General features: G+C 46.1%; 13 protein-coding genes, 1 tRNA gene and 1 pseudogene. 4 read left to right on the forward strand and 11 right to left on the reverse strand.

The features are described 5' to 3' along the window. Window positions 1–85: 85 nt before the first annotated feature. Entirely contained in the window at window positions 86–1,882 is a 1,797-nt protein-coding gene (locus tag MICAI_RS12590; protein WP_232306190.1) for a calcium-binding protein, read from the forward strand. A 328-nt stretch (window positions 1,883–2,210) separates the two neighbouring features. On the opposite strand, the gene MICAI_RS12600 is transcribed toward MICAI_RS12590, so the two are convergent. The 9 genes from MICAI_RS12600 to rpmG all read right to left on the reverse strand — a co-directional run bounded on the left by MICAI_RS12600 (window position 2,211) and on the right by rpmG (window position 11,241). Next, window positions 2,211–4,463 carry a PBP1A family penicillin-binding protein gene (locus MICAI_RS12600; protein WP_008202446.1) on the reverse strand — a complete coding sequence of 751 codons (2,253 nt, stop codon included), beginning with the start codon at window positions 4,461–4,463 and terminating at the stop codon, window positions 2,211–2,213. Between the two features lie 260 nt (window positions 4,464–4,723). Beyond that, a complete protein-coding gene (gene ilvN, locus MICAI_RS12605; protein ID WP_002743360.1) occupies window positions 4,724–5,248 on the reverse strand; it encodes an acetolactate synthase small subunit in 525 nt (174 codons plus the stop codon). A gap of 136 nt (window positions 5,249–5,384) precedes the next feature. Next, entirely contained in the window at window positions 5,385–5,999 is a 615-nt protein-coding gene (locus tag MICAI_RS12610) for a hypothetical protein (protein ID WP_008202449.1), read from the reverse strand. 411 nt (window positions 6,000–6,410) lie between these two features. Then, window positions 6,411–7,028, reverse strand: coding sequence for a flavin prenyltransferase UbiX (locus tag MICAI_RS12615; protein WP_008202451.1), 618 nt, complete (start codon window positions 7,026–7,028; stop codon window positions 6,411–6,413). Beyond that, window positions 7,012–7,755 (reverse strand): HEAT repeat domain-containing protein, encoded by a 744-nt coding sequence (locus MICAI_RS12620; protein ID WP_008202453.1) that lies wholly within the window; start codon window positions 7,753–7,755, stop codon window positions 7,012–7,014. Before MICAI_RS12620 ends, MICAI_RS12615 begins: the two co-directional genes overlap by 17 nt. 255 nt (window positions 7,756–8,010) lie before the next feature. Then, a tRNA-Phe gene (locus tag MICAI_RS12625) sits at window positions 8,011–8,083 on the reverse strand. A gap of 76 nt (window positions 8,084–8,159) precedes the next feature. Next, window positions 8,160–10,388: a sensor histidine kinase gene (locus MICAI_RS12630; RefSeq protein ID WP_008202455.1), complete on the reverse strand. Its 2,229-nt coding sequence runs from the start codon at window positions 10,386–10,388 to the stop codon at window positions 8,160–8,162. Between the two features lie 402 nt (window positions 10,389–10,790). Then, on the reverse strand, window positions 10,791–11,006 hold the full coding sequence (rpsR, locus tag MICAI_RS12635) for a 30S ribosomal protein S18 (RefSeq protein WP_002770735.1): 216 nt from the start codon (window positions 11,004–11,006) through the stop codon (window positions 10,791–10,793). 40 nt (window positions 11,007–11,046) lie between these two features. Further along, complete coding sequence (gene rpmG / locus MICAI_RS23875) at window positions 11,047–11,241, reverse strand: 50S ribosomal protein L33 (protein WP_002734724.1); 195 nt, start codon at window positions 11,239–11,241, stop codon at window positions 11,047–11,049. 177 nt (window positions 11,242–11,418) lie between these two features. Here rpmG and MICAI_RS12645 point away from each other — a divergent pair, with 177 nt between their 5' ends. Further along, window positions 11,419–12,831, forward strand: a complete 1,413-nt coding sequence (locus tag MICAI_RS12645) for a slr1306 family protein (RefSeq protein ID WP_008202461.1) — start codon at window positions 11,419–11,421, stop codon at window positions 12,829–12,831. Between the two features lie 9 nt (window positions 12,832–12,840). Here the strand turns inward: MICAI_RS12645 and MICAI_RS12650 are convergent, their stop codons facing one another. Then, window positions 12,841–13,227, reverse strand: coding sequence for a DUF2358 domain-containing protein (locus MICAI_RS12650; protein ID WP_008202463.1), 387 nt, complete (start codon window positions 13,225–13,227; stop codon window positions 12,841–12,843). A 104-nt stretch (window positions 13,228–13,331) separates the two neighbouring features. On the opposite strand from MICAI_RS12650, the pseudogene MICAI_RS27875 reads away from it, so the two are divergent. After that, window positions 13,332–13,521, forward strand: a pseudogene (locus MICAI_RS27875) (hypothetical protein). Window positions 13,522–13,547: 26 nt separating this feature from the next. Here the strand turns inward: MICAI_RS27875 and miaB are convergent. Next, window positions 13,548–14,888, reverse strand: coding sequence for a tRNA (N6-isopentenyl adenosine(37)-C2)-methylthiotransferase MiaB (gene miaB / locus MICAI_RS12655; RefSeq protein WP_008202465.1), 1,341 nt, complete (start codon window positions 14,886–14,888; stop codon window positions 13,548–13,550). Between the two features lie 380 nt (window positions 14,889–15,268). On the opposite strand from miaB, the gene MICAI_RS12665 reads away from it, so the two are divergent. Beyond that, a complete protein-coding gene (locus MICAI_RS12665) occupies window positions 15,269–15,553 on the forward strand; it encodes a Nif11-like leader peptide family natural product precursor (protein ID WP_002741693.1) in 285 nt (94 codons plus the stop codon). Window positions 15,554–15,664 lie beyond the last annotated feature (111 nt).

Genomic DNA, 15,664 nt, shown 5'->3' on the forward strand with positions numbered 1-15,664 from the left:
CCAAAATTCTTAAAAACCTGACCATTAGCAACAATTCAGGCAACAAACCAGGCAAACACGGTTGCATTTTTTTCTCTGATATATAATGATCGGGGAGGGACTGTCAAACTCTTCAAGTTCAAACACATCATTCAAAGAAAAAACTATGCCCACTGTTACTATAGACTTCTCTGCCCTAGCTGGTGTTAATTTCACTCCTGCTGTTACTGGTGTATCAGCAACAGTTGCCCAGTTCTTGAACACCTTTACTGATACCCCTATTTCTATATCGACAACAGACGCTGGTGACTATAATCTCACGTCCATTGGCGTTTTCAATGACGGCGATTCGGTTTGGAGATTATTCAACGGAACGACCAGTGCTGTTAGCGCAACCCTTGTTGGGAACGATTTCCCCTTTACTACGACCCTTAACCTGCCAGCAGATACCAATACCTTTGTTAGATCTATGGTTGGCGGCACTCATATACTAACCGTCGGCACTAATTCCTACCCGAAAGCGGCAGGTACGCAACAAATAAATTTGGGCGCACCACCATCACCCTCTGGCCAAACTACGATCGCACCACTCCTAAACACCGATTCCTATTTTATTACAGGTAGTGGGTCTGCCGATACCCTAAGCGGCAGCAACCAAGCCGATACCCTAGTTGGCGGCAATGGCAACGATAGCCTAGATGGTGGCCAAGGAAACGATAGCCTAATTGGTGGCGCGGGAGTCGATACCTTCAACGTCGCCGCCGGCACCGACACCATTTCCGATCTTGGAAACGGTGTCGACATCCTGCTTGTCGCCGCTGGTGCCACGGCGAATGCCACGGCGGTAGCAGCCTGGACCGCCACTGCATCGACCAGCAACTCAGGCACTGCATCGGTCACGGCGAGCGGCTTTAACATCAACGTTGCTTCAGCGACTGGTACATCGGGATGGACGCTCACCAATAGCGGAAATGCCACTGCTGTCACCCTGACCGGCTCCGCTAACGCAGACACTCTCATTGGTGGAACTGGTGCCGATACCCTAGTTGGTGGCAATGGCAACGATAGCCTAACTGGTGGCGCGGGAGTCGATACCTTCAACGTCGCCGCCGGCACCGACACCATTTCCGATCTTGGAAACGGCACCGACATCCTGCTTGTCGCCGCTGGTGCCACGGCGAATGCCACGGCGGTAGCAGCCTGGACCGCCACTGCATCGACCAGCAACTCAGGCACTGCATCGGTCACGGCGAGCGGCTTTAACATCAACGTTGCTTCAGCGACTGGTACATCGGGATGGACGCTCACCAATAGCGGAAATGCCACTGCTGTCACCCTGACCGGCGGCGGCCAAGCCGATACCCTAATCGGTGGTACTGGCAACGATACCCTAATTGGTAACGCTGGCGCCGATAGCCTAACTGGTGGAGGGGGAAACGATAGCCTAAGTGGTGGAACTGGCAACGATACCCTAATTGGTGGCGCAGGGACCGATACCCTAATTGGTGCAGCTGGCAACGATACCTTTGTATTTACCAATCAAGACACTGACTCAATAACATCCTTTTCTGTCTCTAGCGCTGTTAATGGGACCGATGTCTTTGCAATTACCTCTAGTGCTTACACAGGCGCTCCAGCAGCAGGTACGACGGCAGTTATTGATTTGACGCCTTCAAACGGCGAGGCTAACAATGTTATTTTTGTTGGTCTTCTGGCTACTATTCAAACGGTTACCTCTGGTTCTGCTCGTTTTGCCTTAGCCACCAATGCCGGTGCAAGGCAGTTCTTGTATGACGCTGATGGTAACTGGTCAGGGTCATCTGATCGGGTTGTCATTGCAACAATTGGTGGCACTAACTCGCTTACAACCGGTTTAACTGCTGCTAACTTCGCCTTCATTTAATTTCCTTATTTGAATACACAGATACTGGGTGTATTAGCTAGGGCTAAGACACCCTTATTACTGTGAACCATTTAAATTGTTAGTTGAGATGAGGCAAGAGGCAAGACCCCCCGATGTCGGGGGGGTTGGGGGGATTCCACTAATCTTAAGGATAGACGGTTAAAATGGGTCTGAGCTTCAGAGCCATTGGCATTAGGGACTTGCGTGGGAATAATATCCCAATCGATCGGAGGGCGCAAGCTTTGCGCCCCTACAGTAACGGATTTTGTCCACAATGTAGGGGCGAACTGCGTTCGCCCAAAAGGTACATTATCAAAGCGCAAGTCCCTTAGTTTTCTGTGGTGATTAACTGACGGTGATAATCGCCCCATAACTTTGCTGCCTGTTGACTACTGCCGGAAGTGGGAGAATTGTTATCATTCCCTAACCAAATACCTGTCACCCAGTCGCGACGGGGAAGATAACCGATAAACCAGAGATCCACATAATTATTAGTAGTTCCCGTTTTACCCGCTTCTCCCATGCCAACACTAGCAGCACCTCCCGTACCATTAGTTATCACCCCCCGCAAGAGGCTATTCATCGTTTCGGCGGTTTTAGGGGAGATTACCTGCTGATTTCTCTCGCTATCCTCGCCATAGTCATAAATAACCCGACAGGTACTCAAATCCTCCACATTTTCACAGTCGGAAGCGTCGAGAATGCGTTTAATGGCGTGGGGACGATTCCAGCGCCCACCATGGTCAAAAACCCCATAAGCGCCAGTCATTTCCAAGACATTTACCTCGCTTTGCCCTAAAATTAGCCCCGGTACAGGATTTAAAGGTGATTTCACCCCCAAACGTTCCGCCACATTGACCACATTACTTAATCCTGCCTCGCGAGCAATGCGAAGGGCGACGCTATTTTCCGATTGCGCTAAACCTTGAAACATATTGACCCCCCCGCTACTGCGTTCACAGGGAGAATAGGCCTGTCCTTGCCAAGAGAGTCCCGCGCAGGTATAGATTTTATAGGGCGATATTCCCTTTTCCAGGGCGGCAGCATAAGCAAATACCTTAAAAGTGGAACCGGGTTGACGTTTAGCTTGGATAGCGCGGTTAAATTGGCTTTTTTGATAATCAACTCCCCCGACTAAAGCGAGAATTTCCCCGGTTTGACTGTTTAAAGTAACTAAAGCCCCTTGGGAGTATCGATAGCGGGGTCCTTGCTTTAGGACATTATTTTTTAAACTTTTTTCTGCGATCGCCTGTAGCCGGCGGTCTAAACTGGTTTCAACAATAAAATTGCCCTCTTTGGCCACTTCCTCTCCTAAAAGGTCCTGTAATTCCTCGAAAACGTAACTATAAAAATATGGTGCAATCGTACTAGATAGGGATTTTTTGGCTTGGGGACTGATTTCAATGCGAGATCTGCGGGCGCTGGCCGCCGCTTCCGGGGAAATCATCCTTAATTGGGCCATGCGATCGATGACACGATTGCGTAATTGTACGGAAGTGTCATAATCTTGAATGGGATTAAATCGATTCGGGGCGGGTAACATAGCCACAAGGGTGGCAGCCTCGGAGATATCTAAATCTCTAGCGGATTTATCAAAATAAAAGCGGGCCGCGTCTTCAAAACCGTAGCCGGCCAAACCGAGATAAACTCGATTGAGATAGGTTTTGAGAATTGTATCCTTACTATACACCGCTTCTAATTGTAAAGCGACCACAGCCTCCCGGAGTTTGCGATCGGCAGTATTTTGGCGACCGACTTCGGGGAATAAACTACGGGCCAACTGTTGAGTCAGGGTACTGGCCCCTTGACGAATGCCCCGACCTTGCCAATTAATCATAACAGCCCGGACAATCCCCAAAGGATCAACGCCAAAATGCCAGTAAAAACGACTATCTTCGGAAGCGACAACCGCCTTGGGCAAATAGGGTGAAAAATCCCCCAGATTATCTAATTCTTGGTGAGTTTCCTGTCGAATGGGATTGAGGGGAGTTTGACCATCCCTAGCATAGACGACCACCGGACCTCTCACCCCGGAAGGGAGTGGATAAACATTAACTTTGCGACTTTCCCAGATAACCGCTAAAACTAATAAACCGAAAATACCCCCCGCACCATAGAAACCATAGCGCAAAAGTCGCACCCACAGAGGAGGGGGACAGTAATAGGAGATGGTGACACAATTGGCTAAGTCTGGAGGGGCCAGGGTAAAGGTATCACCATGACGCAGGGAAACGCTTTTCAGACGACGTTTACCCATATAAACCCCGTTAGTGGAGTTTTCATCTGTGAGCAGGAAATTATGGGGATTTTTCGGGTCACGCTGTAGGGAACAATGAATCTGACTGACCACGGTATTACGGATAGTAATATCACAGGAACTGGAACTGCGGCCTAACAAATAGCGATCGCCAATAAGGGGATATTTGCTTTCCCCGCTGCCATTCTCGTTTTTAAGGCGTAATTCGGGAACTCTAGCCCCTTTTTTGAGATTTACCGCCTGAAAATTCACCTTTCCTTGCAATTTCTGCACGGCAACGGTGACAAGTTGACTAATTTGGGTTTTCGGCGACTGGTTAGACATAGTTTTTATCAGTTATCAGCTTCTGGAGGCAACAGGGGAAGTGGGGGAATGGGGTAGTGGGGGAATGGGGTTGTGGGGGAATGGGGTAGTGGCAAGTGGGGGAATGGGGAATTTCAACTAAAACCCCAACACCCTAACACCCCCCGCAACGCGCACGCAGTGACCACCCTAACACCCCATCACCCCAACACCCTAAAACCCTAACACCCTAAAACCCTAACACCCTAAAACCCTAACACCCCAATTCACTCCCAATATCCCTAAATTGCCATTTTAGCCTCTAAAGCTTTCAGGTATTCCGTATTGACTCCCGACTCGCGAATCAGAGCAATTTTACCGGTACGGGCCACCTCGCGAACGCCAAATTTATTCAGCATTTGCATAATCGCCACCATTTTACCCGGATCCCCCACCACTTCGATGGTCAGGGTTTCCTCGGAAATATCCACAATTCGCGCCCGGAATACCTGCGCTAATTCGATCACTTCGGCCCGGCGCTCGGCGGTAGCATTAACTTTAATCAGCATTAATTCCCTTTCCACACAAGGGGTTTGGGTGATATCCTGCACCTTGAGGACGTTAATTAACTTGTAAAGTTGTTTGGTTAACTGTTCGATACTGTCCTCGTCTCCTGGTACTACCATCGTAATCCGAGAAACTCCCATCTGTTCGGCAGGACCCACGGCCAGACTTTCAATATTAAAGCCCCGACGGGCAAACAATCCAGCAATACGGGTTAAGACTCCTGCTTCATCTTCAACTAATACGGATAATGTGTGTTTCATGGCGATCTATCTACACAACCTAGATTTCCCCATTGTAAGACAGGAGGCAAGGCCACAACAGTTTGTCTTCTCGGAGGGATTTGGGTAGGAAGGAACCTCTACTCTGTCCTGGCCCTGAGCTACGTCGAAGGGAAAGTTAAATCCAATCCTCGTCATCCCCTTTGTTTACCTCCCGATCTTGGTTTTGATCCTGGGCGGGGGGCGTAATAATCCGATAATTGACATCGTACACTTGATCGGCCTTTTCCCCGCGAGTCTGTTTGGCTGTGCGGTAACTATAAGAATAAACCGTGCCAGTTTTAGAACTGTCACTTGGAGGCTTGACAAAATTTGCTTTTTCCTCATCGGCAAGCCTAGGCGAGAATTCTTCCCGATCCTGAATGGTGGTCGGTTGTTCGGGGGGTGGATCAAAATTCCAATCATCACCGCTCTCTCTTTCCCAATCGTTACCCCGTGCAGAAGCAGCAGTATCTTGAATATAGCTAGGTCGGGGAGATGGGGGTGGGACTGTAGGATTATTCGCTATACGAGGGGAGGCTTTTGGGGCAGCCAAAGGACGACCAAAACTATAGAGAAATTGCAGGGTTAAACCACTGATAATTCCCGCTAGGGTGAAAAGTAACACCCAGACCGCTAGGGGCAGTTTTACCGTCATCATACCGCCAAAAAAGACCAAAGTGATCACCGTCAGATTCTGCCAGATCAGTAATCCGCCTACAGCGATCGCAAATAAGACCATTATCCAGCCCATTTTTACCTCCCTTGATTCAGTGATCAGTAAACAGTGATCAGTAAACAGTGATCAGTAAACAGTGATCAGTGATCAATCACTAAGGGACTTGCGTGGGAATAATATCCCAATCGATCGGAGGGCGCAAGCTTTGCACCCCTACAGTAACGGATTTTGTCCACAATGTAGGGGCGAACTGCATTCGCCCAAAAGGTACATTATCAAAGCGCAGGTCCCTAACCACTAACTAACCACGGGAGCATCTCACCTTTGTAACCCCTAAATCAGGTTTTTATGTCAAGCTATTTTGAAAGTCTTGCTAGAAACCAGTTTTATGGATAAGTATAATTACTCACTTGCATAAATGAGATGCTTTCCCACTAACCACTGTCCACTATCCACTGACAACTGATAACTGATCACTGATAACTGTCAATGTCCTTGCCAGCGATTAATGGCCACACAATCGATATCTAACTGATCGAGAGTACGAGCGATGACAAAATCGACCAAATCCTCGATCGATTGGGGATGGTGATACCATGCCGGTATTGCTGGCACAATTCTAACGCCTGCCTCAGCTAAAGTGGTTAAATTACGCAGATGAATTAAACTAAAGGGGGTTTCTCGCGGTACTAAAACCAATTTTCTGCCCTCCTTAATCTGCACATCGGCCGCTCTTTCTAGCAAATCGGAACTTAATCCCCCCGCTAATTTGGCCACTGTACTCATGCTACAGGGAATAATTACCATGCCAAGGGTGCGATAGGAACCACTGGCGATCGTTGCCCCCACATCACCCCAACGATGACAGCGTAGTTTTCCCCCTTCCATCACCCCACATTGGCTGCGCCAAAATTGTTCTTGCAGCTCTGGTTCTGGAGGCATCCGCGTCTGATCTTCCGCTTGCCAGACAGTGTAAGCTGATTTGGAAGCCACTAGATCGATCGTGTAGTCGGCTAAAAGTAGATATTTGAGGGTACGCACGGCATAAATCAGCCCTGATGCCCCCGTAACGCCCAAAATTAGCGGTTTAGATAATTCCTTCAAGCTCTAATTCCTCGATCAATTGTAATCCTCTTGGGTCGCCCACTTTTAATAAAGCACCTCTCGCATCCTCCTTGACACCTAAATCCTCATCTTCCACCAAGGCCTCGATTAAAGCATCGATCGCCGTGGCATAAATCACATTGAAGGGCAATTCTCGGCATAATTGACCGATCGACCAAGCGCAATTACTCCGCACGGCTGCGATTAAATCTCGGCGCAATCCTTCAATTAAAGGCGGCAACACGGTGATGATATCTTCATAATTGACCTTGGCAATCTGGGCCAAACTACTGGCGGCCCATAATCGCACCGCCGAAATATCGGTTTTGAGAGCGTGAACCAAAGGATTGATCGCTCTGCGATCACCACAGTTACCCAGGGCCCAAACTACCCCTTTTCTGACGTAACCATTCCAATCTCTGGCCAGTAAATCGATTAAAGGCTCCACGGCGCTAAGACTGGGATTTCTGCCCAAAGCGTAGGCGACACTGACACGCACTAGGGGACAGACATCGTTTAACATCTCCAGTAACGGGGCGATCGCTCTTTCGTCACGCAATTCACAAAAGGCGCGGGCCGCGATCATCCTCTCGCTCAGATGAGCAGAAGTAAGCAATGAGAGCATTTCCTCCGGATCGGGGGGGATTTCCGCTGCTTGATTCGGATCGCTCCCATCGAGAGGATTATTTAAGGAGTTGCTAGAGTCTAGGATTTCATTGTCGTACATACTTGTTAGATTATCTTAATCCGTGACCGCTTACGTCAAGCCCAAAATCAAAAAGTAGTTGCGGGTTGGGGAGACTTATCAGTTATCAGTTATCAGTTATCAGTTATCAGTGAACTGAAGATCCAAATCCGAGCGAAGATAGGCATCCCCTATCATCACTGATAAGCTAAGACGCATTCTCACCGCCTATTCTTGCATTTACAAAACCTAGCAGAATAGGAAGTAAATACAGGGCTAATTTTATTGTTTTTCCGATGCCAAGACGCGGATTTGAACCGCGGACACGAGGATTTTCAGTCCTCTGCTCTACCAACTGAGCTATCTCGGCTTTTTTTAGTCCTTTCTTAATATAGCACGCCCTCGAAATAATTGCAAGGTTTTTTTCTAAAAAGTTTTCCGCTCGACTAGATTGGCAAGGTGAGGGTAAAAGTGGTGACAGCATTGGCACTGGTGACATCGATGGTGGCATTCAGGGGTTTAATCAGTTGGCGGACCAAAGCTAAACCCAAACCCGTGCCACTGTAGCGCCAGGGATCTTGGTGAGGAATGCGATAAAAAGGGGCGAATATCTTTGATAACTCTTCTGGGGCGATTTCTACACCTGAATTACTCACACTAATTAATATTTGCTCGTCCGCACGCCAGACATCTACCCTAATTATCCCTTGTTCTGGGGTATATTTGGAAGCATTGGTTAGTAATTCCGCTATGATGCGCTCGATATCACACAGACTGGTATTAATCTCCGGTATGTCCCCATCTATATCTACAATTAACTGCTGTTGTCGCTCGCGGGTGAGAGTGCGAAAAGGTTCCACTAATAAGGGTAGCCAAGAAAGTAAGTCGATCGCTTCGATCGCTGGGGGTTCGCTTTCCGCATCCAGATAGGTTAAAGTCAACAGATCATTAACTAACTTGCTCTGACGTTGAGATTCAATGTTAAGAATTTGCAACAGTTGACCGATCGAATCCTCTGGATCGATCTCGATTCCTTGATATTCTAGGAGACTTTCTAGGGTTTCCACCGCTAGACGAATGCTGGTAATCGGGGTTCGCAGTTCATGGGAAAGGGTTTTCAGGAATTCGCTTTTTAATCTTTCCAGTTTTTCTAATTCCCGCACTTGTGCTTGGGAAGATTCGTAAAGTCGCGCCTGTCGAATAGCGATCGCACATTCGGTGGCAATATGTTGAATCAAATTAGTTTCTAAGGAGTTAAAAATCTGATTAGCCGGTCGAATTAGCCAAAGATTGCCCAAAAAGCCCTGATCATCAAAGATAGCACAAGCGCAACGGTTAACACGACAAATTTGCCGATTGTCAAGGGGAAGATGATCGACAAATTGTAAAATTTGTTTGTGCAGCAGCGGTTGATAGATTTCGGGAAAATCGCTAATTTGACGAGTAATTCCCTGACAGATAAGCTCTTGATTGGTATATTCGTGGACAATGGTGGCTTTGCTGCGACTGGGATCATAAAGCTCAATTTGGGCCCGTTCTACGGGTAAAACCTGCACTAATTCCCTAGTGGTAGTTTGCAAAATATGATTTTCATCGAGACTATCGCGAATTTTTTCGGTAATCCGTCCGATTAATGCTTCATACTTCAAAGTCATCTGCAATTCGGCGGTTCTTTGCTGAACCTCCGATTCTAGAGCAGTATTCAAGCATTTTACCCGTTGGTGTAGTTCTGCTTGTTGAATGGCAATTCCCACTTGAATGGCTAATTGTTTGAGCAGATCGATTTCTTGGGATTGCCAAGGGCGAGTTTTTTGGCAATTTTGGGCAATTAGTAACCCCCAGAGTTGGTTATCGCAGATAATCGGCACCACCAGGTTAGCCTGTACTTGTAAAGAGGTGAGTAAGTTGCGATAACAGGGATCAAGTCCCGAATTATGGACATTTTCAATCACTTGAATCCTGCCACGGCGATAATTTTCCAGACGTTCTGGGGATAAATTAAAACAGGGATCTAATATCCTGTTTCCTAAGACAGAATTAATCCTCCCAGTATGGGATTCCACCACAATCATGCCACTACGATCGGGGAATAAACGATAAATTAACACTCGATCGCAGTTAAGAAATTGTCGCACTTCTTTAACGGTTCTTTGCAAAATGCGATCAAGATCCAACGATTGCCGGATTCTTTCCTGCATTACCCCCAGTAGTTGTTCCCGTTCTGCTTGTAATCTTAAAGCTTCTTCGGCCTGTTTGCGTTCGGTGATATTGGTACTGGTTCCCACTAAACGATAGATGCAGCCATTGTCATCCCGTAGGGGTGTTAGAGTCGTTAGCCACCAGTAGGGTATATTTTGAAAAGGTAAATACTGTTCGTAGGAAATAGTCGTTCCGTAACGCACACAATCACTGTAGTGTTGCCGCACACTACGCGCATCATCGGGGGGAAGGATTTGTTCGGGGGTTTTTCCTTTAATCTCTGATGAGCGCAATCCTGTCCAGCGTTCATGAACGGGGTTTGCTCCCACATAGCGAAAGTCTCTATTTTCCAGCACGTCCACCACAAAAATCGACGCTTGCACGGAATTGAATATACTACGCAGAAACTGCTCGGAATCCTCCTCTTGTGGCTGTCCATCTAACTCGGTATCGATTGCTGATGGCTGCTTTTCCATAAGAGGCTCCCCTTGTGCTAATTGGTGGATTTGGATCGATAATCACAAAATCGTCGGCTACTCCTAGAGGTATTTAACAATTTCTTAAGATCCTCGCACGAATTTTCCGATCCGCTGCCGATTCCGATATATTTCTTTGCAAAAACGAGAAAGCAACCCCAATATACTGAGGTCAGTTATCAGTTATCAGTGATCAGTTATCAGTTATCAGTGACCAGTTATCAGTTATCAGGTTTAAGTTTTAAGTTAAGTAGCTAGATACAATTAATTACACATATCCAATTACTTCTTCCATGAGTGCCTATCCTCACCAAGAAGTTAATTTTGTCCTATTACTTATATGTGTTATTTTCAGCGATCACTGTTCACTGATTACTGATTACTGATCACTGATTACTGAATTTAGGCTTCTTGATTGACAAAAGGCAATAAAGCCATTAAACGGGCCCGTTTTACCGCTTCCGTTAAATCTCGCTGTTGTTTAGAAGTTAAACCAGTGATACGTCTCGGCAAAATTTTGCCGCGTTCGGTGATAAATTTGCGGAGGAGTTCGGTGTCTTTGTAGTCAATCGGTTGACTGGGGGAGATGGGAGAAAGACGTTTACGATAGTAGCTCATAGATTTGTAAAGATTGCTTGACTTTTTAACTAAAGTGTGTTTACTTAATTTCCTTGTGGACGGTGTGCTTATTGCAGTGGGGACAGTATTTCTTGATTTCCAGTCTGCCGGTGGTATTGCGACGGTTTTTGCTGGTGGTGTAGCGAGAAACGCCGGGGGTACGCTTATCGGGATTACTGCGGCATTCCGTGCATTCTACAGTGATGATTAGGCGAACGCCTTTTTTACTAGCCATAACAACAGGGGATCGGGTAAATTTACACGCAATCGATCATTATGACATATCTGGGGCCTTTTAGGCAAGAGCAGCCTGGACGAACCAGGGGAACTGTCGGCTAAAAAGTTGAGTTGGGGATGAAATCCAGCACAAAAAAGCTAGAATAATCAGAGCAGTTGGCGAGGATCAGGAAAAATGACGGTAAGATTGGGTAAACCGATTTTAGTGACGGGGATAGGTATTACCATTGCTTTCACCCTGGGGGAAAGTCTCAATAGTACAGTGAGCGAAATTGGTTCCTGGGGTATTTTCGGTGCGATTGCTGTTGGTGCCGGTATCTGGTTTTGGCAAAAACCCAATGCGAAAACCGATTTTTCCCCCCCCAGTCCCCTGAGTCTAGAAAAGGTTAAACAAGGGATTGGCAAGGCCGAGCAGATAATTAATTATCTGGCCAAAGAAGACCCCGATCAAGACTTAACCCCTCTCAAAACCACTTTAACCCAATTAAATCAAGAATTTAGTCGCCAAGACCTGAAAATTGCCATTACCGGTGCGAGAAAAACTGGTAAAACTGCCTTAAAAAAACTACTAGAAAGCGGCAACTTTGGGGAATCTATCGCTTTTCTGGAAACGGAACCGCTTCTAACTCTCGACTCCACCGCTAACCAGAAAAAGGCCCTAGCAGCTGACTTAGTTTTGTATCTGATCAATGGGGATTTAACCGATTCCGAATGGCAAATCCTCCAGCAATTCGATCGAATGCACCAGCGTGTTATTCTGTTACTGAATAAACAGGATCGTTTACCTGCCGAAACCAGAGAAGAAATACTCCTTTCCCTGAAACAAAGACTAAAAGAAACTATTCCCGCTCATCATATTTTAGCCATAGCTGCTGCCCCTGAACCCCTAAAAGTTCGTCAACATCAAAGCAATGGAGAAATCAAGGAATGGACGGAACCCCAAACCGTGGTTATCGCTCCTTTAGACAATCATCTCCGACAAATTATCGAACAAGAAAAGCAGGAATTAGTTCTCGGAACTATCTGGAGACAAGCGCTAGAATTAGCCAAGGAAACCAAACAATTACTCAATCAATCCCGACGCAAAAAGGCTTTACCTGTTATCGAACAATACCAATGGATAGCCGCTACTGCCACTTTTGCTAATCCTCTTGCGGCCCTAGATTTAGTTTTAGCAGCAGCTACTAACGCTCAAATGTTAGTGGATTTAGGGGCAATTTATCAACAAAAAATGTCCCTTGAACAAGCAAAAACAGCTATGACTACCCTGGGAAAAATGATGGTACAATTGGGTATGGTAGAGGTGACAACTCAGGCATTGGGAACAATTCTCAAGGGAAATGCGATTACTTATATCGCCGGTGGTACAGTACAGGGAATCGGGGCAGCCTATCTAACTCGTTTAGCCGGTTTAAGTTTAATTGAATATTTCCAAGAACAGGAAATTAACGAGCAATTGAATAATGATTGGAATTGGACGAGTTTGCAGAATAAAGTTAAACAGGTCTGGGAACAAAATCAACGCCTAGCATTTTTACAGGATTTTGTCAAGCAAACGAGCGCTCGTTGGTCGGCATTTTCTGGTTAAAAAATGTAGTTAAGAACTGGGAAAAGATAAATGCTGACGCAGCACATCCCAGCGTGAACAATCCCAATAATCGATATGGGAAATAATCAGATTATTGTCATCGAGAGTTAATTCACTGCGTCCAGAAATAGCGATGCGAGGCCGCCAAGGTAAAGGAGTTATCCAGTGCAATGTCCAACGGGTATTAATAATATTTCCCTGCTGTTCAATTGCGTGGACATCCATCTTGATAGCTTGGAACCATTGACCCATAAAACCAATCATTTCTCGATAGCGTTTAATCCCCCGAAATTGATTGAGAGGGTCTTGAAAATAAACGTCATCAGCATAAATATCATAGGTTTGATCGAGGGGAAATCTTTGATAATCTTGCTGCAAAATAGCGATAATATCCATAAAATACCCAATTATTCCCGATAGCTATTGTCTTTTTTCGCTGCTGAGGGGTCACTGTTAACTATTAAGTACCTAAGCAAAATTAGGGCTCTTCTAGGTTCTGTGTGATAAGTTTAATTGACATAGGATCGATCGATCTTTGTGTCCTTTGTGTCTTTGTGGTTCGTTCCACCCCCTCGCTCTTGAGAAATGTATCTTAGAATACATTTTACCCACCAAAGCTGGGAGAGCCAAATTAGTTACACATATTTAACTACCTTTTGCCTCTTGCCTATTGCCTATTGCCTCTCCTAACCAAGAAATTTATTTTGCACCACTACTTAAAAGATCACTCCCGTCAAACTAAAGGGACGGACTTCGGTAATTTTAACCTTAACAAATTTGCCTCGCAATTCCTCAATATTTCCGGTAAAGAAAGTTAAGCGATTACCTCCAGTTCTTCCCATAACTTGACTAGCATCTTTAGGGTTAACGTCTTCCACTAAAATTTCCTCAATTCTGCCTAAATATCTTTGGGAACGTTCGGCGGCTTTGGTGGCCACTAAATGATTTAATCTTTGTAGGCGATCGCTTTTTACCTGCTCACTTAATTGATCATCCCAAATAGCGGCCGGAGTGCCTGGACGGGGAGAATAGGCCGCCGTATTTAATTGATCAAAACCAATCTCATCGACTAATTTTAAAGTATTCTCGAACTGTGCCTCTGTTTCTCCGGGGAATCCGACAATCGCATCGGCACTAATGGCAGCATCCGGCATTAAATCGCGAATATTAGCAATAATTTGTCGGTATTTTTCCTGAGTATAGCCCCGTTTCATCGCCTTGAGAACATCATTATCCCCCGATTGAAAAGGGATATGAAAATGTTCACAAACTTTAGGTAATTCCTGACAAGCTTTAATTAAACGTTCGGTAAAATAGCGGGGGTGACTGGTGGCAAAACGGAGACGTTCAATACCGGCCACATCGTGAATGTAGTAGAGTAAATCGGTGAAATTGTGCAGATGTCGGCCGCTTGCCGTCACTCCGGGTAAATCCCGTCCGTAGGCATCGATATTTTGACCTAAAAGGGTGATTTCTTTATAACCCTGTTGTCCTAATTGTTCCATTTCTGCTCGAATTGCCGCAGGAGTGCGAGATTGTTCCACCCCACGCACCCCCGGAACCACACAATAGGTACAGCGTTCATTACAACCATAGATGACGTTTACCCAAGCGGTAATATTACTATCCCGGCGCGGTTTGGTGATATCTTCCATGATGTGGATGGGTTCGGTGGCCACCACCTGGGAACCGTCAAAAACTTGTTGTAATAAGTCTCCCAAACGGTTGGCGTGTTGGGGACCGATAATTAAATCCACTTCGGGAACTCGTCTTAATAATTGTTCCCCTTCCTGTTGGGCCACGCAGCCAGCGACCACTAGAGTAAGGTCGGGTTGAGTTTGTTTGCGTTTAGCCTGTCTGCCGAGATAGGAATATACTTTCTGTTCGGCATTATCGCGAATTGTACAGGTATTGTAGAGGATTAAATCGGCTTCGTTGGCATCCTCGGACCATTGAAACCCCAAATCTTCTAAAATACCCGCCATGCGTTCGGAGTCAGCTTTATTCATCTGACAACCAAAGGTGGTGATATGGTAACGACGTGGGGATTTATTCATGATGCTGGCTACAGAAACAAGAGTGCAGGTTTCTATTTTAGGCTATTTATTCTCTGACTTGAAAGAAGCGGTCGGCGGTCGGCAGGATTCAGGAGTCAGGATTCAGGAGTCAGGATTCAGGAGATTATTTTTATTTATTGTCCCCACACTCCACACCCCACTTCCCCACTTCCCCACACCCCCACTCCTCAATTCATAATTCATAATTCCCACTTGCCACTCCCCAGAAAAAGCATACTCAGCCATACAAGCAAATAAAAACGAAACTTTTGCTTTGAGGATATCTCCTGACTGGTAGGATAAAAATAAACCATAACTAGGCAGTTTAACCTCCACGCCGCCGAGGCCACACCTTTAATCATCAAAGGAAAAGTATTTATATGTCTAAAAATCAAGTGTTCGATTTCTTCGCCTTAGCCGCCAAAAACGAAGAATTAGGTCAAAAAATGCGCTCAACCCAAGATCCTCAGCAATTACTAGAGATAGCTCGCTCCCAAGGCTTCGATTTCTCCCGTCCTGAATTAGAAGCGGCACTTAAATCCTTGCACGAGAGTCCCGACTTTTTCCAAAAGTTGGCCCATGCAGTGTTAGAAGTTTTCAGTCCTAACCACGATAATTATCCCTCGATCGGTGTTCAACCCTACGAAGGCGAGATCGATCGCTAGAATCAGTCATCAGTGATCAGTTACCAGTGATCAGAGGTGAGTTTTGATTTCACTGTTTACTGATCACTGAAAAAGGCTCCCCTCTCTCCCCAATTCATAGGGAGCATCCCA

This window comes from Microcystis sp. T1-4 (assembly GCF_000297435.1).
In the GTDB taxonomy this organism is placed as follows: domain Bacteria; phylum Cyanobacteriota; class Cyanobacteriia; order Cyanobacteriales; family Microcystaceae; genus Microcystis.

Coding starts and splice junctions, on each gene's coding strand:
- MICAI_RS12590 (WP_232306190.1), top strand. CDS start 86: ATGATCGGGGAGGGACTGTCAAACTCTTCAAGTTCAAACACATCATTC.
- MICAI_RS12600 (WP_008202446.1), bottom strand. CDS start 4,463: ATGTCTAACCAGTCGCCGAAAACCCAAATTAGTCAACTTGTCACCGTT.
- ilvN (WP_002743360.1), bottom strand. CDS start 5,248: ATGAAACACACATTATCCGTATTAGTTGAAGATGAAGCAGGAGTCTTA.
- MICAI_RS12610 (WP_008202449.1), bottom strand. CDS start 5,999: ATGGGCTGGATAATGGTCTTATTTGCGATCGCTGTAGGCGGATTACTG.
- MICAI_RS12620 (WP_008202453.1), bottom strand. CDS start 7,755: ATGTACGACAATGAAATCCTAGACTCTAGCAACTCCTTAAATAATCCT.
- MICAI_RS12630 (WP_008202455.1), bottom strand. CDS start 10,388: ATGGAAAAGCAGCCATCAGCAATCGATACCGAGTTAGATGGACAGCCA.
- rpsR (WP_002770735.1), bottom strand. CDS start 11,006: ATGAGCTACTATCGTAAACGTCTTTCTCCCATCTCCCCCAGTCAACCG.
- rpmG (WP_002734724.1), bottom strand. CDS start 11,241: ATGGCTAGTAAAAAAGGCGTTCGCCTAATCATCACTGTAGAATGCACG.
- MICAI_RS12645 (WP_008202461.1), top strand. CDS start 11,419: ATGACGGTAAGATTGGGTAAACCGATTTTAGTGACGGGGATAGGTATT.
- MICAI_RS12650 (WP_008202463.1), bottom strand. CDS start 13,227: ATGGATATTATCGCTATTTTGCAGCAAGATTATCAAAGATTTCCCCTC.
- miaB (WP_008202465.1), bottom strand. CDS start 14,888: ATGAATAAATCCCCACGTCGTTACCATATCACCACCTTTGGTTGTCAG.
- MICAI_RS12665 (WP_002741693.1), top strand. CDS start 15,269: ATGTCTAAAAATCAAGTGTTCGATTTCTTCGCCTTAGCCGCCAAAAAC.